Below are 23,317 nucleotides of genomic sequence, written 5' to 3'. Positions count from 1 at the left end.
AGTTTCCAAGCGAAGTATAGTGTTCAATATTTAAATACCTTCTATCCTCAAAACCAATGTTATGGAGTTCTCAACACGGTCACTGCATCATCTAATCCACGACCAAACCAGTAAACGGGTATCTAAATCAGCGGCTGATAAACTGGCAAAGACTCTCGAGAGATTTGCTGGCGACATCGCTGAGGAGGCCATTGCGGTTGCCCAGGAAGACGGCTACCAAACCGTGAAGAGAAAACACGTTCGGCGAGCACTCAACAGCTAATACCGTGTTCCTTGAGGCGTATCACGCTCACCAGTTATTTATTAGTGTAGCAAGACAGCTTACCTATGCCAAGCTTCGATCCGAAGACCAAATACAATCTTATTTCTAAAGAATTCCGGATAAAGGAGTTCAGCGACTACTCGGAAGAGTTCGTAGCCCGACCGCCATACCAGAGAAAGAACGTCTGGTCACCTCAAAAGCAGAAGGACCTGCTTGACAGTATATTCCGACGATACTACATTCCGAGAATCGTTCTCCGAGAAGTCCGACTCGATGATGACAGCACAGTCTACGAAGTCATCGACGGACAACAAAGAATTACCACCGCCCAGAAATTCATCGATAACGAGCTCAAGCTGCCGGATACACTAGAGGACGTACACGAAGATCTTCCCGGCTCAACCTACTCGGAACTCTCCTCTGATCTCCGACGGTTTGTCGACAAACTGGTCTATGACGCCGACATAGTCCAAGATATCGATGATCCACGTAACCCGGAACACCTCCGGATCGCAACCGAGATTTTCTGGCGGCTTCAACAGGGTGAAACACTCAACTACATGGAGGTCGCCCATTCCCGGCTCTCCAGTACAGCACGGAACTTCGTCGTGAAATACGCGGACGACCAACGGTTCAACTACGATGCCTATAAGCCTATCAGCAGTAACCCAGACAAGCATTCGTTCTTCGAGGTTCTTGAACGGGACAACAGCCGGATGCAGCACCTGGCTCTTCTCACACGGTTCTTGATACTCGAAGAAAACGGTAGGCCTACCGACATCAAGGAAACCGAGGTGAAAGACTTTATTGATGAACACTTGGAGGAAGACGGAATCTCCGACTGGTCCTTCGACGACAAAACAGAGGCAGAGAATGTCATCCAGACCATGAACATCTTCTACGACATCTTCAAAGACGATCCGATGGTGAGCGACGGCTCCGGAATGCAGGAATTCAAAACAGAGTACTTTACCATCTCAGTATGGCTGCTAATTCGTCACCTCAACAAATACTACGTCCTCGACGAAGACACCAAGCAAGCCATCCATGACTTCGTAGTCCAATTCCACGAACGCTGGAAAGACCGAGATGACGACGATCAAGATATCATCATGTTCTCCGACAACCGTCAACAGAGCGGCGGTGAAATCGAAGTCCGAGACCGGATCATCCGCCAGGCATTCTTCGAATACATCCAAGACGAAGAAGTCGAGCTGACTGCTGTAGATGATCGCCGAAGCTTCAACGAGGCCGAGCGAATCAAGATATACCGACAGGACAACGGTCTCTGCCAAGAATGCCTGAACGAGGACAAACCAGAGAAAGAAGCAGAAGTCTCATGGGAGGACTACGAAGCCGACCACGTAATCCCACATTCAAAAGGAGGCAACACGGATATCGAAAACGCCCAGCTGCTCTGCCAGCACCACAACCGAGTCAAAGGCAACACCAAAATCTAACAACAGGATTTTCCCGGCTGTTTCCACGATAACTGCGGTGTGAAGGACTGGTAACTCGCGCAGCCCTCGGAGTCTACTTCGGATACTTCCCACGTAGCTAACCTTGACTCAGCAACTGAACTAAGCCACTAATTGAGTCGACCATGTTTCAGATACATCTATCTTGTCTGATGGATTGGCAAGCGAGTTACCAGCTACTATGTTCCGATTTCCGGAATATCCGTAACATCCCTCGGCTTTGGATGCAGAACACTGGGAATAGATGGAAGAACCGTAATTCACCGGCATTCCTATTTCTATCATTACTCAGGAGAGCTCAAGGCGTCTATACCAGGCTTTTGACCTGGCTTCAGTTGCAAACCTGTTGATACTGGACTGGGAAGAGGTGAGTCCTTGTTGCGGTTGTATACAGGGTTCAGAATATCTGGCCCCGGTTCTGTTCGAGGTCCTTGACCTCACGAAGCACGACGTGTTCGGTGTCCAGGCCTGCTTCATCGATTCGAGTTTCCAGTCCTTCGCGGACCCGAGGATTTCGGCAGAATACCCAGACCGCGTCAAATCCTTTCTCTAAATGCTTCTCAACGTGTTCCTGTTCACGGCTGGTGTTTTCCATCGCGATCTCGATTGCGACCTCGGTCTTACCGTTGGATGCGTAGACGTCGGCACCAAACAGTTCACGTTTTGCTGTCCAGTCCGCGTCCCCAAACGCTTTCTTTACCTGGTATTGCCAGTACCTGTGGACGATTCCGCCACGTCCTTTGTGAGAAGGGTCGCATTCGAGTTGGTCTTCGACATACGTGTTTCCGCGTTCGGTAAGCTCGAGAAGTTTCCGGGAGCCTGACCCGGTTTGAACCAACTCTTCCTTGACAACACCTTTGTCAATCAGCTCGGTTTTCGCGTTGTGGCCTATTCGACGGCTGGCAAGCTGGTCGTACCTCTGGGTCAACGGTACGAACGGGTACTCGACAGCGTCTTCGAGTAGTTGCTCGGCTTCAGCTGAGAGAGATACGGATTGGTTGGGATCGTCGATGATCTCATCCGTACGGGCTTGAGAGCCAGTTAGTTCTTGGAAGTCTGTTGGTCGCTGTCGAGGTGTCGATGATAGCTCGGTCCAGAGCTTGGCTTGGTTCCTTTGGAGTTCGGTATCAGTGACCTCCTTGTCGAGTTCGAACCTTTCAAGAATAATCTGGGCTGGGTTACTGTTTCCTGTCTGGATTACTGCTTCACCAACGTCGAGGTCTTGAGCTACATCTGCTTGGCGTTCAGTGAGGTTCATCGAATCTGCAACTGCTCTAAACTGCTTCTGGTCGCCGGTTGAGAGCAGGACCTTCGTGTACGTGTTGGCCTTGATCGAGTCGGTCAGCTTTGACGCTTCTTGGTCTGCCACGATTAGTCCTTCTCCGAACTCTCTCATCTTGGCCGTCAGCTCGTCGACAGCCGGGATACCTGCGGCGTCCTGCCGCTCCTTGTAGACACTGAAAACCTGCTTCCCTTCATCAAGCGCAAACACATGGTTGAGACCGCTTGAACGGTGTGTCTGAGCCAACCGGTACTCATAGACCCAGGCCAACAAAGTTTCCATCAAGAAGTTCTGTGTATCACGGCTTAAACCGTCAAACTCGAAAACCACATTTCGGGAAAGCAAGTCTTCGAGATCAAAGCCTTGGCTACAGTCGAAGATGGTGCCGGCTCCAAGATTCATCGCCTCCACACGGTTTAAAATCGTGTCCCGGTAGTTCGAGGTCTTCCGCATGTAGTTGATAGAATCAGAGACCAAGAACTGCTCCAGCTCATGCAAACTCGGATACGGAGGAGAGTTCTCCTCGAAAAGTCCGTACAACCGGTAGAGCTCGATAATCGATTTCAGCAAGTGGTTCTTCGATCCAGAGAGCAACGAGGTCGCATGACCGAAGATCTCGCTGAATACCTGCGCCCACCGCCGGGGCTTAACCCCGGGTGGCGGAACCAACGGGTTAAGCTTGAGCTCGGTCCACGGCAACACCAACAGGCTCTCTTCTTCTATTGAGGCAAGGTGGCGGTAGTCCTGCTTCAAGTCGAAACTCCAGAACGGTACGTCCAGTTGCGACAGAAGGTTGTAGAATAAACTTGTTTTTCCTGCACCTGATTGTCCGACCGCCAATAGATGCTTGGTCAAGTCAGTTTGTGAAAATTGGAAAATCTGATCGGCAGAAGTTCGACCCAATTCAATATCTCCAGCACTAGACTGAGAATTGAAAGGGTGCTGAAATTGTTGGACTGACCTACTCAGTATAGCTTTCGAGGCGGCCTCTTGAAGATACTCGTTCTGGGAAAACTCAGCAGCTAAAACCAGCTTTCGTACCTCGTTCTCTTCAAGAACACCATGCTGCTTGGCAAAATCGAAAAGTTTCCTGCGGTTCACAAAACCAATATAGCGGGTTTTGAACTCAATAGCACTTGGAGAGACCGGACTTCAGTTGAGACCTTTATGCTGCTGCCCCGCCGTAGAACGCTTCCGCCTGTGCAACAATTGGGTCCACTAAGTTCTCGTGCTTGTACAGGCTAAGACCATTGTTTCGAAGTACAGCCTTTACTTCTGTCTTAATCTCGGCACGGATCTTCTCCCGGTTCGTCCAGTCAAGTTCGACGCTGTCCTTCAGGTTCTGCTTGAGTTCTCGGGCGATAGTTTTCAAAGTCTCCTCATCGATTTCCGAGTCAGTGTTCGAGGAGATTGCATAGAAGAAGGCAAACTCTTTATCACCTAATCCGAGTTCATCCTGTCGATCATCGCTTTCCTGAATCTGCTCAGCATAGTTCCTCAGCTCGTCGATTACCTGTTGGGTAGAGAGAAACCCTTCGTTGTAGTCTTCTATGGTATCTTGGAGTTCTTCCTCGAAGGACTCGTACTTCGCTAGGTTGCCTTTCTTCCGTGTGCTGATCTCGTTCTCCAGTAGTTGACGAAGCATCTTGACCTGAAGATTCTCGAACTCCACCTCTTCTACATCCTCGAGGAAATCATCGCTGAGAACCGGTTTCTCCTCCTCCCACTTGTCGAAGCCGGTTACCTCTACTAGGTCTTCAATACCGACACCTTCCGCGACTAACTCCTTCATCGCGGAATCAAGATCCCCCATCTCATCCGGATTACCGGAGTTCTCGATACTGTTTATTGCTCCGAGCACAGCCTCAAAGAACGCGACATCTGCTCGGATATCGCTTGCTGCAGAATTCGGTGTGACTAGTGCGTGAGCCTTCTTCAGCTCCTTCATCGACTCTCTGAACTGCTCCTCTCGTTCCTCTGTAATCAGAACTTCATTTTGTGCCTTGTAGAGCATCTGCTTCCGCTCTAGCTCTCCAAGGTGCGGCCAGTCATCATAATCGACTTCAGCGAAGTAGTCGGCGACCTCCTGATGCTTCTGCTTCATCACTTTGATAGCTTCTTCGATGTCCAGCATCGCATCGTTCCGGACCTCAGAGGTATATTTGTCAAGGGCTTTCTTCAACCGGTTGCTGATACCGATGTAGTCAACGATCAGGCCGCCGGGCTTGTCTTTGTACACACGATTGACCCTGCCGATTGCCTGAAGCAGGTTATGGTTCTTCATCGGCTTATCTATGTATAGAGTGTGGAGATGCGGAGCATCGAACCCGGTCAACCACTTGTCACAGACCACCGCTATCTTGAACGGGTCGTCCTCGTCCTTAAACCGACGCTTTAGCTTCTCGTTCGGTATCGGATCGTCGATAAAGTCTTCAGCACCAGAGATCACAACACGTGTTTCCGGTGCCTCTGGAATCTCTCTGATCTTCCGGCATAGGTTGACTGCGGCTTGGCGGCTGATCGCAACCACCATTCCTTTTCCTTCTATTTCCCGGTTGTTGAAGTGTTCAACCAGGTCCTCCGCAATCATCTCCGTCCGTTCCTCGCTGTTTTCGATAACCCGGCGGAGCTGTGTCCACTTCCTCTTCATCTCCTGCTTCAGGTCATCCGACTTAGACTCCATCAGTTCGTTAAACCGGTCCTCGATCTCGGGATCGTTAATCTGGAGCTTGGTCAACCGGCTTTCATAGTAAATCGGGACCGTGGACCCGTCCTTCTCCGACTCCTTGATAGTATATTGGCTAATGTAACCGCCGAACGTATTGGTAGTTGACCGGTCTTCCTTCTCTATCGGTGTAGCAGTAAACCCGAGGTGTGACGCATTAGGAAGCCCATCACGTACATTGGTTGCTAAACTTTTGTACTGTGTGCGGTGGGCCTCATCCGCAACCACGATAATATTCTCCCTGTCGTTCACCTCAGGATACTGGACCTCGTCATCCGTAGTCTGGAACTTCTGAATCGTCGCGAAGATAATGCCTCCTGCCTCTCTATCCAGTCTATCCCTGAGTTCCACCCGGTTGTCGCTGTCCGCCCACTCAGCTTTCAAACCGTGCTTCTTGAACTCCTTGTGAAGCTGGTCATCGAGGTCGTTCCGGTCAGTTAGGAATACTAAGGTCGGGTTCTCCATCTCGCTCTGCTGCCGAATCTTCTTCGCATAGAAAACCATCGACAGCGACTTTCCGGAGCCTTGTGTATGCCAGACCAGCCCAATACGATCTTCATCAGGGTTCGGAACAACCTTTTTGCTGCTTTCTACAGCATTGTTCACCGCATAGAACTGATGGTAGGCAGCCAGCTTCTTTCCAAGCTTGCCATCCTCATCAGCGTACACAACGAAGTTCTGAATCAGATCGAGAAGTCTTTCCTTGTCGAATGCTCCTCGAATCAAGACCTCTGACGGAGGTAGCTCGTTCGTAGCATCCTTTTCTTCATCTATGTACCGCCAAGGCGAAAACCACTCCCAGCCCGCGCTGAGGCAGCCGAGCTTGGCATTGTTCATATCCATAATGCCGATAAGCTCGTTGTAGTGGAACAGGTCTGGAATATCATTTACGTACCTATCGGTGACCTGTTTATACGCGTTACCCATCGATGCATTCGGGTTCGTTGGATCCTTCATTTCCAGAACGCCGATAGGCAAGCCGTTCACAAAGACGAGGACATCCGGTTTCCTCTGAGGTCCTTCACCAATCTGGATAGTAACTTGGTTAGCAACCAGAAAGTCATTTCTCTTCGGTTCCTCAAAGTTGAATACGTTGACGAAGTCTCCCCGAGTTTCACCGTCAACCTCGTACTCAACCTGAATACCGTTCACCAGCTTCTCGTGAAAGTCCTTGTTGTTCTTTAGAAGCTTCGGGGAGTTAAAACCGAGCAGCTGGGAGATCGCGTCCTCAATAGCCTCATCAGGCAGAGATGGATTGAACTCGCTGAGTTTTTGTTCAAGACGGTCACGGAGTACTACATCCGAAAGCGACTCACGTTCCGGGTCATCGCTGTGAGGTCCAAGCTCAGAACCTGGTTTATATTCGTAGCCAATATCCTGAAAAACCTGTAATGCTGGCTTCTCCGCCAACGTCATCTCATTCATAGACACGCGATGTTAAACCTCGTTATTAACTTCTAAATCCTCGATATTTATGTCATTTACCCTGACCTCACCAGACATCAGCTTCGGAAGTAGAGTTTCTCGTAGGTTCTCTAGGTTTCTGTTTTCAACCCGTCTATTAATGATGGTCTTAAAGATTGGCTCTATCTCTTTGGAAGTACTCTCTAATTCGTTTCTTGGCGGTACTATGACTTTTGCTTCTTTAAGGTCGCTTCTTTTAATGTGTCCCATTGTAGTCTTTTTAGCCTCGGCTATCTCTCGAAATCTCTGGATATGATAGTTAATCCACTCGTAAAAGAACCAACGAGGATAGTCTTCAGATGTTACTTTAAACAAGTGCTGATTAAGGAATGCCTTGTCCTCCGTCCACAGGTCTAAAACGAGACTAGCCGACCAGGAGAAAATAACCCTACCGTCTTCGATAATATATTCGTTAGGACATATAGATTCATTAACTCGGTCACTATCTTCGGTTACACCATTTCTCAGTTCCTTAATCTTTATCACCGGAAGGTTGTTCTCATCCTCTTCTGATTCAAACTGTTGCCAAGCTTTGCCGTTCAAAAAGTCCGCAATATCCTCCAAAGATTTCTTCTCCCACTTAGACGGTATCTTGTTCTCGAGGTCTTCGTCGTATTCCATCTCACCCTCATATTCGTCGAAACTTACGAATCGCCTTTTGAATAGGGTTTGAGACATCTCTTCTAGAAGTTCAGTAATCTCATTATTGGTTTCGATTCTACGATCTATATTCTCAAGTATAGCTGCGATCTTTCTTTGTTCGTTTAGAGGCGGTACTGCGATTGTCTCCTCGTAGAAGTCATTTCTATTTAGGCCAGGAACTGCCGACCCGCTTTTAAGACGGTCTAGGTCAAAGTCAAGCAGATTGTAGTACAAGAATCTAAGATTAATAGATGCTGTCTGAAGAGAATCGCGGTTTATATAGTAGGCAGTGTCAATAACGTTGAAATCTTCATCACTCCATTCGATTCCTAAATTCACGCCCTTCCTCCCGACAATGATGCCCGGTGCTTCGATGTGGTAATCCGAGTGCCACCCTGAGCGGCCATTGGAACCGAAGACCGGATAGGGGCCGTCTTCCCTTTCTTTTTTCGGTAGAGATGAACCATACTCTAATTCCAAGAGGTCGCCTAAGAGGACGGTTTTCCAGTTATTTGGTTTTTCAACCCCTTGTCGCCGCAGAATATAGGGCTTGCTGCGGCTATCTTTATCCTCTTCAAGATCGGAGAGGGTGCGTTGTTCTGAGGTCAAAATCCTACCTCCTGAAGACTTTTTTCAATTTTCTCTTGAAGCTCATTCGACTTTTGGAAGTTTTCCCGAAGTTCAGCTGAAAGTCTTTCCATTTTCTTTTCGAAAGGCTGTTCGTCATCCTCACTAGTTTTTACACCAACATATCTACTTGGTGTGACGGTATAACGGTTATCTGATATATTATCAATTTTGGAGACTTTACAAAATCCTTTCTCATCTTCGTACTCCTCAACTTGGTCTTCGCCTCTGTAAGCTCTGACCGTGTTCGCGATTTTTTGAATGTGCTCACTATCAAGCCGGTTTTGGGTGCGGTCAACACTCTCATAAAGATCTCTTGCGTCAACAAAAAGCGTTTCACCACTTCTATCCCGATATTTATCCTCTTTTTTCCCTTTACTGAGAATGAAGATGCAGGCAGGGATACTGGTAGTGTAGAAGAGTTCATTCGGAAGTGCAATCACTGCATCGAGAAGATCGTCTTCTATAATCTCTTTTCTAATGTCTCCCTCTGAATTCTGAGAAGACATTGCGCCGTTTGCCATGACTGTTGCTGCCATCCCTGTGTCGTTGAGATGGTGTATCATGTGTTGGATGAATGCGTAGTTGGCGTTGTTGGATGGGGGCATCCCGTATTTGAACCGGGGGTCATCATCTGCTATCGAGTCCTTACCCCACTCACTCATATTGAACGGCGGGTTCGTGATGATGTAGTCTGCTTCTAAACCTTTATGTTGGTCGTTGAGGATGCTATCTCCCTGTTTGATGTTTCCGTCTATACCCCTGAGATAGAGGTTCATCTTGGAGATTTGGAGAGTGTTTTCCTTCACTTCTTGGCCGTAGATGGAGATTTTGTCGGTGTCTCCGCCGTGACTTTCTATGAATTTCTGGCTCTGGACGAACATTCCACCTGAGCCACTGAAGGGGTCGAAGATCCGGCCTTCGTAGGGCTCTAAGATTTCGACCATGAGTTCAACTACGCTTTTCGGCGTGTAGAACTCACCGCCTTTCTGGCCGCCTTCCATTGCGAATTGCTTGATGAAGTATTCGTAGATACGGCCGAAGATGTCCTCATCTTGTTCGCCGTTCTCCCCCTCCATATCGATATCTGCGAAGAGGTTGATCAATCCCTCTAAGGCGTCGGAGGAGTTGCTGGAGAGTGAAGATCGGGAGTAACCCTTGGGGAGAATTCCTTTGAGGCGAGGGTTTTCGTCTTCGATTGCACGCATTGCGTCGTCAATCTTTTTCCCGATCTGGGGGTCGGTTGCATTGTTGACGAAGTACTGCCAGCGAGTTTCTTCAGGAAGGTAGAAGACGTTTTCTCGCTTGTACTCGTCTTTGTCAGTTAGTATGTATTCGCGTTCCTTCTCATCTTCAGTGTAGTATCGGGAGTCGGGGTCACGGGTTTTCTCTCCGAGCTCTTTTCGTCGATCTTCGAAGGAGTCGGACATGCTCTTGAGGAACAGCAGTCCGAGAGCGAAGTCCTTGTATTCGGAGGGGTCAACAGGTCCTCGTAGTTTTTCAGCGGTTTCCCAGAGTTTCTTTTCAAGCTCGCCGTTAGAATCTCCCGCAATAGCCATACCCAGTAATGCTAAGGAAACTCTGTTAAGGGTTACGCTACCCGGTGAAAAGAACACTACGTTTCGTCAATGGAGTTCTGCAATCTGTTTTCGGAGATGCTCTGCCGACTTCTCAGCGATTTCATCGTGTATGGTTCCGCTGATAATGGTTTTCCCTGTTGCGAAGATGAGGTTTACCACTTCCAGATCTGGTGGTCGGTAGATTACACCCGGGAACTGTTCTGGCTCGTACTCCATGTTCTCTAGGCCGAGATGTATGGAGAGAGCCTCCAACTGGACAGATGTTTCCAGGTCTTCTAAGTAGACTGCGTTCTTCTGCTCAAAAGAAGGATCGCTAAAGTTGACGCCAATGGATTTTAACGCATCGAGTAGTCCTTGATTGGCTTGAAACAAGCTGTCTCTGCTGTCAGTTCCACGAATCTGATATGTTCCGGTACGGTAGAGAGTGAGAGCGGGTCCTTCTGGCATTAGTCGGAGTGTCACCATCGAATCGCTTTGTCGGTTCACATCGATACTGTAGCTTTCTCCCAGGGCCTGTATCACAGAGTCTAGATCAAGCTCTCGACCGAGATCACCGCTCCCCATCGTACTCACAACATGCATCGATATTTCCTTGTCTACTTTCAGAGGGTATTACTCTTGTAGCTTGTTCCAGAGTTCGTGGGCATCGTTCTGTATCTCGTTGACTGTTTGTTTGAAGCCGGAACGGGTGTTTAATGGCTGGCAGTCTTGGATGTTTGGCTGGTTCTGGTAGTAAGTTTCGTACCCTGTCTTCTTGTTCCTTGGCAAAGAAGGGAGCGGGTTCTTCCTCGAGAGTCATATTTGGGTATTGCATTGGAATGCTTTGTTGACGAGCTCAGAATCATCCTCATGTTTAACCCGGCTGATTGAAGATTCCATTTTTCCTTTATTCAGGCTTGTATCTCGTGTTTTTTCATCAATTCTCGAAGACTCTCGGTTTCGCCCTCCCAGTACTCTTCTTCGTCCGGATTATCTGCGTCAACCAAGTGTTGGACTCGGTTTTCCACCACGCCTCTTCCGAGTTCTTTTGCATCAGGGACATTGTTTCCTTGGTCTAGAAGCTGTGATGCCTGTTCTAAGCCGTCGTCCAACACGTATTCCGGTACATCAGTAGAGAGGTGTGTCAAGGCGTAGGTTGCGGCGTTAAAGGTTTCGTAGAGTGACGGTTTCTCTAAGTCTTCGACCTCCTCATACAGTGCGTTTACTAGGTCTGCGGTCGGATTCTCAAAGTATCGGTCTATGCCTAAGTCGTGAAGCACCAGTAACGCCTCATCTTGGTTCAACAACCGTTCTTCTTGGGCTTCTTTCAACCGGTTCTCCACGGTGTCCGCACCTTCAATCATTGAGTCAACGGCATGGTAGGCTAACTGCGGTTTGAACCGCTCACTGTGGGTCTGCTCATAGCTTTGTTCTGAGATGAACCCGGTCATCCCGTTGCTACAAATCAGGCGTTCAGCGCCGATACTGTACTTCAAACCATGGTAGCCTGAGTGACCGCTCCGCGCGTGAAGCTGTAACGCAACCTCATCACCTTCCCGCGGCTCAACAACGTCGCCTAGCCCGATCTTCGCCGTCATCTTATGGCTGTTCGGTGAAAGCGAGACACGTCCCTCCGGCTCAACATGGTGATGCTCTAACCGGCGGCCGACCGTATCCAGTATCTCACCGTACTGAATCACGTTGTAGAAGTCTTCAAACGCAGATACTTCACCGGAGAGTTCGCCAGTATCGGTCCAGAGGCTGTCTCTCCACGGCACCTTTTTCCATTCATCGAGCTCCTCGTTTCGGGCGTAGACGTCGTGGCGTTCAACCTGTGGTAGTTGGTCTGCGGTTTCGTATAGTTGGTCTAAGTCGTCGAAAGTATAGGTCTGTTCTCGCATTCTGTGCATCGCCTTTCTACCAGAGGAAGTAGGGGTGAAGAGAGTAGTAGCCGGGGGGATACCCTGTTTCGTATGAATTCAAAAAGAACAGGAGATAGGGTTTTAATCGTCTACTTTGGCAAGATCCTGTTCTGTGATTTTGCGTGCACCATTTTGCGTCGCTCGTCGTCCGGCCTGAAGCAGTTGTTCGAAGGCTTGTCGGCAATCCCCTGTATTGTCCGCGACCTGTTCTGCGATAGCTTCAATCACTTCGCTGTTGACTGTCCCGGATTTGAACGCCTGTTCCACGACGTCCTGAAGGATTTCTTCGAGTTGGCCAGCAGTGTAGGGTTCAAACTCGATTGTTCGGCAGTTGAGCCGGCTCCAGCTCCGTGAGTCGAGCAAGAGTTCATCTGGTGGAAGATTGGATATCATGATTAGTCCAAGTTTATTCTCGGTTTGCTGGCTCAGCATGTAGAGGTCGTACGCAACCTCGGTCTTGTCCTGCAACTGATCAAACTCATCAAGCGATACGGCGACACTCCGGTTTTTCTGAAGCCATTCACGGAGTTTGGAGAGCAGTTCGTCGACCGGTTTGCCTTTCCGCGGTGCTGGATATCCGAGCTGAATCAGCAGTTCGGTGAGTAACGCAGGACGAGTAGAGTACTGCCAACAGTTGATCTGGATAGTTTTCACGCTCGTTTCACGGTCAAGTGCGCCGAACACATGGTTGACACATACGGTTTTACCGGTTCCAGGCGTCCCGTAGACAAGCAGGGTTTCAGGGGTATTGCGTTTAATCAGTGGGCGGACCCCATCACGGATTGCATGGATTTCCTTATCACGACCTGTGGGCTGGAGGCTGGCTTCACCGTTTAGGTAGCGTTCTGAATAGATGATGCCGCTGCTAGTAGAGGTGTTGTCGAACATTCGTAGTTCACGCTCACCACCGTTGTCTGTCAGTGAGTATTCAAAAACTGAATCCGGGATACTGTTTCGTATGTGGAGGAGTGTACTGGTTTTCGAATGGATACACCGCTAATAGTATTCTCGGGATAATCACCACTCTAAGATGTAGTAATCCTCCGGGTCATGCTTTTCCCCAACTGAAGGCCAGTGTCCGAAAATCCGTGTGAGTCCCGCCCTCCAAATATAAGCCTATGACCGATATTATCGATACCGCTGGTCCGTTGTCCCGTACGTACCTTCCCGCCCAACTCATTGATAGAGAACCGGAACAGGAAACACTGTCAGAGGCATTCGCGGCTGACACCGAAACACGACTCCAGCACCTCCATCTCTACGGACCCCGTGGAGCCGGGAAAACCCACTTGGTCAAACAATTTCTCACGACGTTTCCATCAACCGTGACCACCTGCTACGTCTCCGGACGACCACACGACACCCAGTACAAAGCCTTAGAGCGACTGCTCCAACAGTTGACCGGTGAATCCGTCGGGACCGGCCACCATGTCGCTGATCTCCAGCGCCGGATTGAACAGACGCTGACCTTGGAGACTGTGATCGTTCTTGACGAAGTTGACTTCCTTCTCTTGAATGATGGCGATGATCTGCTCTACTTCTTGACCCGGTTGGAGAACACCGCAGTCATAACGGTTTCAGCCAACCACCGGAGTCTACAGCCGGAGTTAGATGATCGGACCTACAGCTCATTTCGGCCCCAGATTCTCAGCCTTAACCCATACACCGTCAGTCAGGTCCAGCAGATACTCGGCGACCGTGCACGCCGCGCACTCCAACCCGAGTCAGTGGAACGAACCGCGCTCTCCCGGATTGCATCAACCACCTCGAACATCGCAATTGGGTTATGCTGGCTACGAGCCGCCGCAGAAGCAACCGATGATACAGTTACACGCGATCTCATAGACGAGGTTCAATCCGCGGGCTATGCAAAGTACGTTACTGAGCTACTGGACGACTTCACACCCCACCATAGACGGCTCTACGAAACCATCGATCTACTCAGCCAAGACTGGGACCCGGTGGTCTCAGGAACCGTATATGAAGCCTATCGGAGACGATGTATCGATGCCGATGTCACACCGTTAAGTGAGCGACGTATCAGCGACTTCCTAGTCCATCTTGAATTCCTCGGACTGATCGAGGCCACCTACCACTACGGCGGTAACAAAGGCAAAACACGGGAAATCCGGCTTGTTGACTGGAGCGGCGACCCACCATCTAAAGACACATCATCGGAAGAAGACTGAGAGATCAGTATCCTCAAGCTCGGCAAGCTCTCGGTGAAGGCGACGTCGCTCTCGTTCTAGTTGTTCACGGTCACTCCAGTGGAGCTGGCGCTGTTCATGCAGTTGTTGCTCAAGCTCTCTTACCCGGCGTTTCTGGCTGAGGATACGATCCATCGGAATAGACGGGCGTTGCAACCGATTTAGCCGGGTTTGTTCGTCTTGAAGACCGATTTCAAGCTGATCTATGGTTTGTTCGTGGATCTCAGTTCGGTGCTGAAGCAAGGTCTCAACCTGGTCGAGCTCAGTTTCTATCCGGTTCTGTTCTTGTCTCTCTGATTCCATCAAAAGTGCTTCCAAATCCGGTTCACCAAACACGAAATCCGGGTCGATAGAGCCACGACTGGTCTCAGGACGTGATTCAGCTAGAAGGTCCTCATACTCAGGATACCGCATACCCTGTTCCCCCACATCCAGATTAATGGATGTTTGGAGGCTTATCTGGGTTCTGCGTCGCCTTGGTTCAGTAGTTCACGGTACTGTTCAGCGGCCTCCCGGTAGAACCCTGGAAGCGACTGCACTTCGTCCTCTGACCATGACGATACTTCTGCGAGAAGTGCTTCGGCTTCCGCCAGTTCATTCATCGACACCTGTGGCTACCACCCTTTTGGAACTCCTCGAACGGGAGAGCTAAGTGAATACGTGAAGACCTGGCTACACTTGAGACTCTCCGGTTCATTCCTTACTGGAAGTCGTCGATCCCGGACTGATCCATCAAGGCAGTCATCGCGTATTCGACCCGCTGAACCTGGATCTCGTACAGACACATCTTGGTGTAGTCATTTTCCGTGTCTTGGACAGCTTCTTGCTTCAGGAATCGTTCTGCTTCACCGACCGACCGGAAAAACAGGTCTGTTTCAGCACCGTCCGTCCGGTAGAGTGTGTCTCCACTCTCCGGGTTGAACCAGCAGTACACTGAGTCTCTTCGTTGGTCGAGAAGTGGTTCATAGTCGCCGTCTACTTCCACTCTGTTTGAGTAGTTCAGTAGGTCCGCTATCTCCCGAATATGCCATCACCCGACTGTTGGAAAGCTTCAAATTCGGTTTCAATTACGTAGGTTAGTTCGTAGCCGCCGTCCGGAAACAGTTTGTCGTCACCGGGCGACGTATCTACCCTGTATCCGCCGACGGTTTTGAGTTGTTCAGTGCTGAAATGGACGTATTCCCATCGACCAAAGGTATTCGGGCTTCTTACACGGCCATAGTACAGGTTTTCCTCTGTTTTCTCGTAGGCTTCCCACCGACAGTTTGGCAACAGAAGTGCTTCCCAGACCGCCAGCGGCTCCTCATCATAATCTACTACCATCGCAATTCACCGGTATCTCAACTAATAGAGAACAGCACTCAAACAGGTTAGCGAACACCAAGCTTCAGATGGAGACAGAATAACGGAGAACGTATTGCTTCCACTTCAATCCATAGTTTTAGCAGGTACGTAGAGTCTGAAGCCGTTTTCGCCGTCCGAGTTCTCAGGGAAGAAGCCGTACCAGCTTTCGCCAACTCTTCGTTCCCAGCCTTTGCTCTGCTGAAACCGTTCCGATGATGAACGTGCAAGCCACGTCTCAAGGGTGCCGTGTTGAGTAGTAGATTTCACAAGGAAGTATCCTTGTTTTGGGAGAATCACCGATGTTTCTGTACAGTTTTCCGCATCGTAGAGCTTAATCGACGGATCGAATCCAGTTTCGTCTCCACCGCTAGGATCCCACCACACCTCTAAATCTGCGTTCTGCCGGGGAAGTTGACCATTCTCCTTGACCTGGAAAAACAGGTCTGATGACGGAATATCGTTCTCCTGGAACTGTTTTTCGGACTGTCTTCTGAAAACAGGGTGATGAGCGTCAAATAAGACAAACTGGAACAGATCACCATCGTATCGACCAGAAAGATCAGGTATTTCGTTCCCTTCTAAGCCAAGTAATGCGGGAATGAATCTGAAGAAGGGTGAGCGATTATTCTTGACTAGTTTCTGATTTCTGAATACGTAATCCTCTTTTCTGTAAACCCTGATCGCGGTAGACTCCTTGGAGACCTCGACTACCAGTTCTGATCCACTTTCAACATCAAATCCAAGTTTATCATTGTCTGGCTTCGGCCACTCCTTGGGAAATCTAATGAAGTGATCGCCGTCCATCACTCTCAACTCATAGGATTGGGGATGATCAGATGAGACACCTTCTGGTAGCTTAGTTACCTGTATGTGAGAAATCTGTTCTCCGACTGCCTCCTCTTCATTAAGAACAACAAACATGTCGTCTCCTTCTTGGCATTTAAGTACCTCCTCCGCATTAAAGGGAAGACTCACTCCTAGTCCCTCTGGATCATTTTTCTCCGATTTAATCTTTGAATCGCAAGTATAGAGGTCTACCCTGTTTTTCTCCATGATTCGTTCACCCTGTTCTTCAAGGAAAGGTTGTTGAAAAACTATTTTCGGCGGCGGCCATTTAGTTGTTCTGCGGAGTTGGTCGAAGAAGACCAAAATGCCCTGTCCGCCTTAGAAGGGCTGAAACCAAGATTACGGGGGAGTTACGGCTAAAAATGAAACGACAGATAGTACGGGTAGTGACGACGCTATCCATGGCAGCAGTATTGATAGTAAATTTCGTCCAACCAGCCGCTGCGATCCACGGAATTGTCGGTTGTGACGGGCAATCAACGTTAGAACCGATTTACCTGCTAATCCACCAAGTAGTGGTGCTGATATTCAGCGTCGGCGGGCTGCTTGCTGCGGCCGCCCTCGTGTATGCGGGCGTGATGATGATCTGGGGGTCGGAGGATGCGAAGCGGATAGCAATTCAGCGGGTGCAACGAGTGTTGACGGGTATTGGATTAGTCTGGACTGGGCCGTTCATTATCGCTTTCCTGCTTATTCCAGTCAATGTCTGTACAGGAGGTGTCTAACCGGTGTCTCGGAAACTATCCGTCGCCAGTCTCGGTTTCCTCGTGTTCCTCCCGGATGCTTTCTTAACCCAAACCGGGACTAGTTCCGATAGGGGCGTTCTCAACCTGTTGTTCTCTCCGTTTCGGGCGCTAGCTGAAGCGATGATCGATGTCTTAGTTGACGTCATGTTGCATACAGCGACGATCCATCCCAATCCTCCAGTCACGACGATTCACCAACTGACATTGATGGTGGCTCTACCTGGCGCAGTGTTGATTGTTGTAATCGCTGGGATATCCGAGATCACCACCGATTTAGGTGTCTCGTTCGGGAATGCCCGTGAAATCTTGCCACGGCTCGTCATCGGTATGGGTTTTGCGGCGATCGCCTTGCCCGTCTTGGAAATTCCAGTGGGGATTGCTGACGCACTTGTAGAGGCATTCCGACCACGGGATCCTATCGTGGTCGAACAGTTGGCAGGGTTAACCACTGGCCTTGTACTCGTATGGGTGATAAACGCGTTTGCGTTAGCTACATTAGCAATACTATTTGTATTTAGAAATGTATATCTGCTTTTTATAGCGGCGGTTTCACCGTTAGTGGCAATAGCTTGGGCTCTGCCAGCCACGCGGGCGTACGCCCGGTCATTCATTTCGGTCTGGTTTGCCTTGCTTGCTACTGGCCCTGCTGACGCTCTTGTCCTCCGTTTTAGCCTCGCACTGTTGGAAGGATCCGGAACACTGGGGCTCCAACCGGTATCGAACTGGATTCTGGGAGTCGCCTCATTTGCTCTCATGTTGTATATTCCGTATCAGTTGCTTGCGGTTTCACAGGGACTTATCGGCGGTCGAGATCTCGCAGGCAGCATTCGGGGGACATGGAGACGGAGGTGGCCGCCCGGTGGTTCGGGTGGTTCCGGTGGTCCCAGTGACGGGGAGTTGCGTCGACAACGGCGTGACCGGCGGCGGCGCGACCGTGATCGAGGAGGGAGGTGGTGACCGATGCGGAAACGAATGCCCAGCGGGTTTGACCGGTCGCCTAGGTACTTCGGTTGGTTCACGTGGAAAGATCTGCTCCGATTCGGACTCCCGGTTACACTGCTATCTTGGCTATCGACAGGCCAATCAAGCTTGACGATGCTTGGAGCCGGTTTCGTCGGCGTGATTCTTGGGTTGGTATGGGCAGCGGTGTATCCTTATGGGCAACCGTTTGAGGTCTACCTGTACCATCGGATCCGATGGATCGTTTTCGGGGGTGAAAAATAATGACCCGGTCTATCGACACCCCGGAAATTGAGGTCCGGCGGCCATACCTCATCGTTGACCATCGTGCTGTCATGGCCGTTCTGGAGGTGTCGCCGGTGAATCTTGACCTGAAAACCGATCGGGACCACGAAGTGCTCCATCAGGTCTTCCAAACGGTTCTGGACACCATCTCGTATCCCCTCTACATCTATTCGCGGCAGACACCGGCAGACCTAGACGACTACGTCGACATGGTCAAGAGCAACCCCGGCCATTCCGAGCTCCGATCTGAGTACACAGAGTATTGTCAACGGATTGCTGTGGACGGCTTCGTCCGAACGGACCACTTCGTCGTTATTCGAGTAGTTGGTGGGAAGTACGAAAATACAGGAAAAGAGCTGTACCGCCGACTTCAGGAGGTAAAATCGGCGTTCGCTGGAAGCGAGTTTGAGGTCTCGCAGATCACAGGAGATGCTCTCCACCAGTTCGCAAGCCAGGTAATCAACCCTGCTCCGGAGCCGTCAGAACACTACTGTGCGACCGCAAACCACGACTTCGATGAGTACCGGAAGTTAGTGTACATCGACGAGTACCCCTCGGAGATCGAGTTCGGCTGGCCGCGTTACCTCCTTCGGGTTGACGGCCTCGTTGATGTTCTACAGGTGGTTCAACCGGTGAACGTGGATAAAGCGGTTCGGAAGCTCCGGCGTCACTCCGAGACGTTGGATGCCGAGATCGCCGCCTTTCTTGCTCAAGGTCATAAAGGAGTCAACGAGCTTGAACGAGCGCTCGACGACGCTGAATGGTTCCTTGATCTGCTGGCGCGACAGGACTGTAACCCGCTCAAGTACGGTGCCTACGTCACAGCACACGGCCCAACCTCCGAGGAGACGGACGCAACCTTCGACCGGGTGACAACCCAACTTGGCGCACTTCAACTTAGGTTTCAGGAGCCTGGATTCCGGAACGACCACGCCTACTATACAGACTCCCCATTCTACGATGATCGGCTTAACGAGACGCTGTTGATGCCTTCAGTATCGGCAGCAACGGGACTGCCATTTGGCACCCAGCCGTTCAGCGGTACGACCGGCGTGCTGTATGGGGTTGACGCGGCAGATAGGACTCCTATACTGGTTAACCGGTTTGGCTGGGATTCCCACTCGATGGCCGTAATGGGCACCCTCGGGTCAGGGAAGAGTTATTTGGCTCATCTGGAGCTACTGCGGTCAATACTGGTCTATCCCGATATCCAGATTATCGTGGTTGATCCGAAGAAGGAGTACCGTCAGACGGTCGAAGCACTCGGCGGTGACCACCGGTTCGTTGTCCACGGGAAAGAGTACTCGTTCGATAAGCAGGTCGTGGGCTTCGAAGTCGAGGAACGGGGAGAGTTTGAGAACGTGGCGGCGTTGGTCGATCTTGTCCGTCAAATCTACTCTGCGACCTCGCAAAACCAGCAGCGAACCATCGTGTTAATCGATGAAGCCCGGCTTCTTCTCAAGGACGATGCGGGACGTCACGTCCTGAATCAGTTCGTGCTTGAAGCCCGAGACATCAATGTCGCTGTCCATTTAGTGACCCAGAGTTGGTCTCATTTCGCCGATTCCGCCGAGGGAAGTAATATCCTCAATCATGTTCCCGGCAAACTCTTCTTCCGTCACGAGGATGCACCGGACTCCCCTATCTTGTCTCGACAAGAGGAATTGGATATCCAGGGGTTGCGAAGCGGGGAAGAGGCCAGCTACAGTGAGGCATATCTGCACGTCTCAAACGCCGTCCACACCAAGCTCCAAATTGGGTCGACCGCACTGGAACACCGGATTTTCGACAGCGAGCCGAAACAGCACGAACAATTGGAGGCGGTAGAATGACACTGCTTACTGCAGCGTATACAGAAGTGGATGAGGATCAAGCAGCGGACTTAGCAGCTCCATCGAAACAATTCTACACGGTTGAGGTACAACCACCAGCGACCGGTGATATTCCTACAACGGTCGAAGGGTTTGTCCGTGGAATGCTTGAGATACAGACACGTCTTCTAGTGAAAAACACATCTCCGATTGTCGTATACGAGATTCAGCGTCCTAGACGTGACCGGTTATGGTTGCAGTTCTGTGTCCCGACTAAACGACTTGGTAGAAAGGTGCGGGCGCACCTCTCGAACGAGGTTCCGGGTATCGGATTTACTGAGGGTGTCACTAGGTTGCCTGTGGTACCGGGCGACTCAATCGGCGGCGGGATACTAACGACAGGACGAAAGGACAGGTTCCCGCTCCGGACGGAGTTCGAAGCCACGCCACCGATTAACGGACTGATCTCGACGCTTCACAGTGACTCGATGCGAGACACTCGATTTGTTGTCCAAATCTTGTTTAAGCCCGTTGCGGGAGAACCAGTCCGGGAGTGGCTGCGGAAACGCCGAAGTCACAAGACTATGGATTTCCTCCGGAAGGAGCAAGAGAAACTGTGGGGAAGCCGGTCGGCGACACCGCGGGAGCGGAAGCAGGCTGACCTTGTCGAACGGAAGATGGATCAGCGACGGTTCTGGGTGTCGATACGGTTCGCTGTGATCGGTGCTGGAGAGTTTACTGCGAGTCGGGTCAAGGAGATTGCTGGCTCGTTTAACGTCTATGAAAGCTTGGAGAGCAACCAATATATCGACACGGTCACTATCCGGGGATTGCGACAAAAGCGGTTCCTTGAGTTCTATCGAGCGCTTGGCAGTCGGACATTCGGCGGGTACAGTCTTCGATTCCAGGCCTCGATTGAGGAGTTAGCGGGGCTGGTCTCGATACCGGATATCAACGATCAAGAGAACATCCAGTATGCGCAGCTATGACCGCTGAACCAAGACCGGAAGTGGTCCGGCGTGCCGTGAAGCAGAACACGACTTACGTGGGTAGTAAGATGTCGCGATACAGCGTTGAAGAACACGTCGGCGTTGACGACACCGATCGGATGCTGCACACCGCGGTGACAGGTCCGACCGGCCAAGGTAAGACAAACCTCCTGCTGTGGATTGCGTTACAGGATGTGTATAAAACCGGGTTTACATTTCTCAACCCTAAGGGCAGAGTGATTGACAAGCTGCTTGGCAAACTCCCGGAGGATCGGCTTGACGACATCGTCTACATCAACCCGAATGAAGACCGTGTTCCCGGAATCAACCTGTTGAAGCCTGAGGTCACGGATGAGATGACCCAGGCTGAGCGGAACCACCAGCAGAAGATTATCGTCAGCAGTGTCATGGGCATGTTCCGGCGGTTGACCGACGAATGGGGTGAGCGGTGGCCCCGGAACCTGCGAAGCCTTCTCTCGGCGCACGTCGCCTTGAACATCCATCACGGCGAGCACAACACCTTGATGGATCTCTACCAGTGTGTTATCGACACTAGGGAACTCTCAGATCTCATCGATAGGACGTCCGACACGGTCACACGCGAACAACTCGAAGATTTGAAGCAGCTAAGTCGGAGACAACGAGAACCATTAAAGCGGCGGCTCTCCGATCTCGTTGAGAACGAGACGGTTAGAAACATCATCACGCAACGAGACAGCGATATCTCGTTCCGGGACGCACTCGCCGACCAACAGATCATCTTGGTCGATGCCCAAGACGGCCAGATCGGTAACTGGGCCGCCAGCATCATCGGCAGCGTCGTCCTGACACAGCTCTGGAGCGCCACCGCAGCAAGAAGCTCACTACCCGCTGAGGACCGTCCACCCTACCACATCCTGATCGACGAAATCCAGGAGTTCGTTAGTGAAGCAGACCATATCCGGCGAATGCTCTCACAGTGCCGGGAGTTCAACGTCTCAATCACCGCGGCAACACAGTACCTTGATGATCTCGACACTGCGATGCAGCGAGCACTGTTGAACAACACGTTGACAAAGGTTGTCTTCACACCTGGCGCGTCCGAGGACTTGAACACGTTTACGACGATCATGAATGGGCTCTCGAAGGACGATCTCAGCAATCTAGGGAAGTACCGGCCAGCTGTTCAACTTCCGGCAGAGAAAACACTGCCACCCGCAAAGGTGGTCGATACGTACCCGCCGTGGAGCGTCGACCCGAGCACCGTCGAGGAACGGAAAGAAAAGCTCCTCAAACAGAATGAAACTTCAACGGGTCAACCCATATTAGAAGTAGATCTAGGGGATGGAGCGAACGCCGGGGGCAAAAAACACAAGGAACTCCTCACTACGGCCAAAGAACAGCTAGAAGAACGCGGTTTTAAGGTCAATCTTCTGAACCAAGGTACGGGTGATGACAAACCGGATGGTCATGTCCACCTTTCTGCTAGTGAGATTGCGCATCTGGAAGCAGAACGTGCCACCCTCTCCAAACCGGCGAAAGTCCTCCGGAATCTGCAGCGAGCGGTCGACCACGGCCGAGAATGCATCTTCGTTGTCGAAGAAGGAAATGCGAGGAAGCTACAGCAGATTGTCGCTGATCCCGTCAACCGACACGGTACCCAGTTCGAAGACGAGCAGGGACGGTTCAGCTACTATACCGGCGACGGCGGAGAGTCCTTTACCGAGATTGATCGAGTGGCGGATGCTGAGTACCGGATCTTGGAAATTTCCGAAGATGGGGCCTCCCTCTACGATGAGGCCGATTCCGAATTAGTGGATTCTGATGGGCCCGAGATGACGGATGATGCGCTACGAAACATCGACCGAACTATTCTAACCTGTATCAGGGAAGATAAGGACGATACACACAAGATTACGTCGGCAACTGGCCTCCCGACCCACAAAGTTAACTACAGCTTTGACAAGCTCGAACGCTTCGGACTGATTCAGGTGAGCGACCCGGTGACGGTGGAGCGCGTCACGGGCGGGCAGAAACGCGTCTTCGACGTGAAACCCGTTTCACTCACGCCGGACGGCGAGAATTTTGAATCCGGTTAGAACCGTCGCCGATTGGGTACGAACGCAGGTCTGAATCAGCTTTGAATCGCCAGCGACTATATGCTGTCTACGACTTATGACCCGGTAGAG

At 50.8% G+C, this 23,317-nt stretch carries 19 protein-coding genes; 8 read left to right on the top strand and 11 right to left on the bottom strand.

From position 1 onward, the window contains the following. The first annotated feature begins 61 nt into the window (after window positions 1-61). Together NGM07_RS09625 and NGM07_RS09620 are read left to right on the top strand one after the other, a co-directional pair. On the top strand, window positions 62-262 hold the full coding sequence (locus NGM07_RS09625) for a histone (RefSeq protein ID WP_253519961.1): 201 nt from the start codon (window positions 62-64) through the stop codon (window positions 260-262). 65 nt (window positions 263-327) lie between these two features. Further along, window positions 328-1,722 (top strand): HNH endonuclease family protein, encoded by a 1,395-nt coding sequence (locus NGM07_RS09620; RefSeq protein ID WP_253519959.1) that lies wholly within the window; start codon window positions 328-330, stop codon window positions 1,720-1,722. 415 nt (window positions 1,723-2,137) lie between these two features. Here the strand turns inward: NGM07_RS09620 and NGM07_RS09615 are convergent, their stop codons facing one another. From NGM07_RS09615 to NGM07_RS09585, 7 genes are all read right to left on the bottom strand, one after another. Continuing rightward, the gene (locus NGM07_RS09615; RefSeq protein WP_253519957.1) at window positions 2,138-3,775 is read right to left on the bottom strand and encodes a putative type IV secretion/conjugal transfer ATPase; all 1,638 of its coding nucleotides are present in this window, start codon (window positions 3,773-3,775) and stop codon (window positions 2,138-2,140) included. Window positions 3,776-4,187: 412 nt separating this feature from the next. Further along, window positions 4,188-7,172, bottom strand: coding sequence for a type I restriction endonuclease subunit R (locus NGM07_RS09610; RefSeq protein WP_253519955.1), 2,985 nt, complete (start codon window positions 7,170-7,172; stop codon window positions 4,188-4,190). A 12-nt stretch (window positions 7,173-7,184) separates the two neighbouring features. After that, window positions 7,185-8,462: a restriction endonuclease subunit S gene (locus NGM07_RS09605; protein WP_253519953.1), complete on the bottom strand. Its 1,278-nt coding sequence runs from the start codon at window positions 8,460-8,462 to the stop codon at window positions 7,185-7,187. Further along, complete coding sequence (locus NGM07_RS09600) at window positions 8,459-10,039, bottom strand: type I restriction-modification system subunit M (protein ID WP_253519951.1); 1,581 nt, start codon at window positions 10,037-10,039, stop codon at window positions 8,459-8,461. The genes NGM07_RS09605 and NGM07_RS09600 overlap by 4 nt, the downstream gene beginning before the upstream one ends. A 66-nt stretch (window positions 10,040-10,105) precedes the next feature. After that, window positions 10,106-10,642 carry a TATA-box-binding protein gene (locus NGM07_RS09595; RefSeq protein WP_256525222.1) on the bottom strand — a complete coding sequence of 179 codons (537 nt, stop codon included), beginning with the start codon at window positions 10,640-10,642 and terminating at the stop codon, window positions 10,106-10,108. Between the two features lie 308 nt (window positions 10,643-10,950). After that, the gene (locus tag NGM07_RS09590; protein ID WP_253519947.1) at window positions 10,951-11,940 is read right to left on the bottom strand and encodes a DUF932 domain-containing protein; all 990 of its coding nucleotides are present in this window, start codon (window positions 11,938-11,940) and stop codon (window positions 10,951-10,953) included. 102 nt (window positions 11,941-12,042) lie between these two features. Beyond that, a complete protein-coding gene (locus NGM07_RS09585) occupies window positions 12,043-12,849 on the bottom strand; it encodes a Cdc6/Cdc18 family protein (RefSeq protein WP_253519944.1) in 807 nt (268 codons plus the stop codon). Window positions 12,850-13,079: 230 nt separating this feature from the next. Between NGM07_RS09585 and NGM07_RS09580 the strand changes: the two genes are divergently transcribed. After that, window positions 13,080-14,150, top strand: coding sequence for a Cdc6/Cdc18 family protein (locus tag NGM07_RS09580; protein WP_253519941.1), 1,071 nt, complete (start codon window positions 13,080-13,082; stop codon window positions 14,148-14,150). Here the strand turns inward: NGM07_RS09580 and NGM07_RS09575 are convergent. The 4 genes from NGM07_RS09575 to NGM07_RS09560 form a co-directional block, all read right to left on the bottom strand. Further along, window positions 14,133-14,597 carry a DUF8104 domain-containing protein gene (locus NGM07_RS09575; RefSeq protein WP_253519938.1) on the bottom strand — a complete coding sequence of 155 codons (465 nt, stop codon included), beginning with the start codon at window positions 14,595-14,597 and terminating at the stop codon, window positions 14,133-14,135. The two genes, NGM07_RS09580 and NGM07_RS09575, sit on opposite strands and share 18 nt — an antisense overlap. Window positions 14,598-14,868: 271 nt before the next feature. After that, entirely contained in the window at window positions 14,869-15,153 is a 285-nt protein-coding gene (locus NGM07_RS09570; RefSeq protein ID WP_253519935.1) for a hypothetical protein, read from the bottom strand. A gap of 26 nt (window positions 15,154-15,179) precedes the next feature. After that, entirely contained in the window at window positions 15,180-15,491 is a 312-nt protein-coding gene (locus NGM07_RS09565; RefSeq protein WP_253519933.1) for a hypothetical protein, read from the bottom strand. A gap of 105 nt (window positions 15,492-15,596) precedes the next feature. After that, on the bottom strand, window positions 15,597-16,565 hold the full coding sequence (locus NGM07_RS09560; RefSeq protein ID WP_253519931.1) for a hypothetical protein: 969 nt from the start codon (window positions 16,563-16,565) through the stop codon (window positions 15,597-15,599). Window positions 16,566-16,759: 194 nt separating this feature from the next. Here NGM07_RS09560 and NGM07_RS09555 point away from each other — a divergent pair, with 194 nt between their 5' ends. The 5 genes from NGM07_RS09555 to NGM07_RS09540 all read left to right on the top strand — a co-directional run bounded on the left by NGM07_RS09555 (window position 16,760) and on the right by NGM07_RS09540 (window position 23,227). Continuing rightward, window positions 16,760-17,083: a hypothetical protein gene (locus tag NGM07_RS09555; protein WP_253519928.1), complete on the top strand. Its 324-nt coding sequence runs from the start codon at window positions 16,760-16,762 to the stop codon at window positions 17,081-17,083. 141 nt (window positions 17,084-17,224) lie between these two features. Further along, window positions 17,225-18,061: a TrbL/VirB6 family protein gene (locus tag NGM07_RS25605; protein WP_497007270.1), complete on the top strand. Its 837-nt coding sequence runs from the start codon at window positions 17,225-17,227 to the stop codon at window positions 18,059-18,061. 266 nt (window positions 18,062-18,327) lie between these two features. Then, window positions 18,328-20,181: a TraC-like domain-containing protein gene (locus tag NGM07_RS09550; protein WP_253519926.1), complete on the top strand. Its 1,854-nt coding sequence runs from the start codon at window positions 18,328-18,330 to the stop codon at window positions 20,179-20,181. Then, complete coding sequence (locus NGM07_RS09545) at window positions 20,178-21,149, top strand: DUF8128 domain-containing protein (protein WP_253519923.1); 972 nt, start codon at window positions 20,178-20,180, stop codon at window positions 21,147-21,149. The genes NGM07_RS09550 and NGM07_RS09545 overlap by 4 nt, the downstream gene beginning before the upstream one ends. A gap of 35 nt (window positions 21,150-21,184) precedes the next feature. Then, window positions 21,185-23,227, top strand: a complete 2,043-nt coding sequence (locus tag NGM07_RS09540) for a type IV secretory system conjugative DNA transfer family protein (protein WP_253519921.1) — start codon at window positions 21,185-21,187, stop codon at window positions 23,225-23,227. Window positions 23,228-23,317 lie beyond the last annotated feature (90 nt).

The sequence above is a fragment of the Halorussus vallis genome, assembly GCF_024138165.1.
Lineage (GTDB): Archaea > Halobacteriota > Halobacteria > Halobacteriales > Haladaptataceae > Halorussus > Halorussus vallis.
This window is presented reverse-complemented; position numbering and strand designations above follow the sequence as displayed.

What these genes read in the sequence shown, in the direction of transcription:
- NGM07_RS09625 (WP_253519961.1), top strand. Translation starts at nt 62, where the DNA reads ATGGAGTTCTCAACACGGTCACTGCATCATCTAATCCACGACCAAACC.
- NGM07_RS09600 (WP_253519951.1), bottom strand. Translation starts at nt 10,039, where the DNA reads ATGGCTATTGCGGGAGATTCTAACGGCGAGCTTGAAAAGAAACTCTGG.
- NGM07_RS09595 (WP_256525222.1), bottom strand. Translation starts at nt 10,642, where the DNA reads ATGCATGTTGTGAGTACGATGGGGAGCGGTGATCTCGGTCGAGAGCTT.
- NGM07_RS09585 (WP_253519944.1), bottom strand. Translation starts at nt 12,849, where the DNA reads ATGTTCGACAACACCTCTACTAGCAGCGGCATCATCTATTCAGAACGC.
- NGM07_RS09560 (WP_253519931.1), bottom strand. Translation starts at nt 16,565, where the DNA reads ATGGAGAAAAACAGGGTAGACCTCTATACTTGCGATTCAAAGATTAAA.
- NGM07_RS09580 (WP_253519941.1), top strand. Translation starts at nt 13,080, where the DNA reads ATGACCGATATTATCGATACCGCTGGTCCGTTGTCCCGTACGTACCTT.
- NGM07_RS09590 (WP_253519947.1), bottom strand. Translation starts at nt 11,940, where the DNA reads ATGCGAGAACAGACCTATACTTTCGACGACTTAGACCAACTATACGAA.
- NGM07_RS09620 (WP_253519959.1), top strand. Translation starts at nt 328, where the DNA reads ATGCCAAGCTTCGATCCGAAGACCAAATACAATCTTATTTCTAAAGAA.
- NGM07_RS09610 (WP_253519955.1), bottom strand. Translation starts at nt 7,172, where the DNA reads ATGAATGAGATGACGTTGGCGGAGAAGCCAGCATTACAGGTTTTTCAG.
- NGM07_RS09545 (WP_253519923.1), top strand. Translation starts at nt 20,178, where the DNA reads ATGACACTGCTTACTGCAGCGTATACAGAAGTGGATGAGGATCAAGCA.
- NGM07_RS25605 (WP_497007270.1), top strand. Translation starts at nt 17,225, where the DNA reads ATGATCGATGTCTTAGTTGACGTCATGTTGCATACAGCGACGATCCAT.
- NGM07_RS09565 (WP_253519933.1), bottom strand. Translation starts at nt 15,491, where the DNA reads ATGGTAGTAGATTATGATGAGGAGCCGCTGGCGGTCTGGGAAGCACTT.
- NGM07_RS09555 (WP_253519928.1), top strand. Translation starts at nt 16,760, where the DNA reads ATGGCAGCAGTATTGATAGTAAATTTCGTCCAACCAGCCGCTGCGATC.
- NGM07_RS09550 (WP_253519926.1), top strand. Translation starts at nt 18,328, where the DNA reads ATGACCCGGTCTATCGACACCCCGGAAATTGAGGTCCGGCGGCCATAC.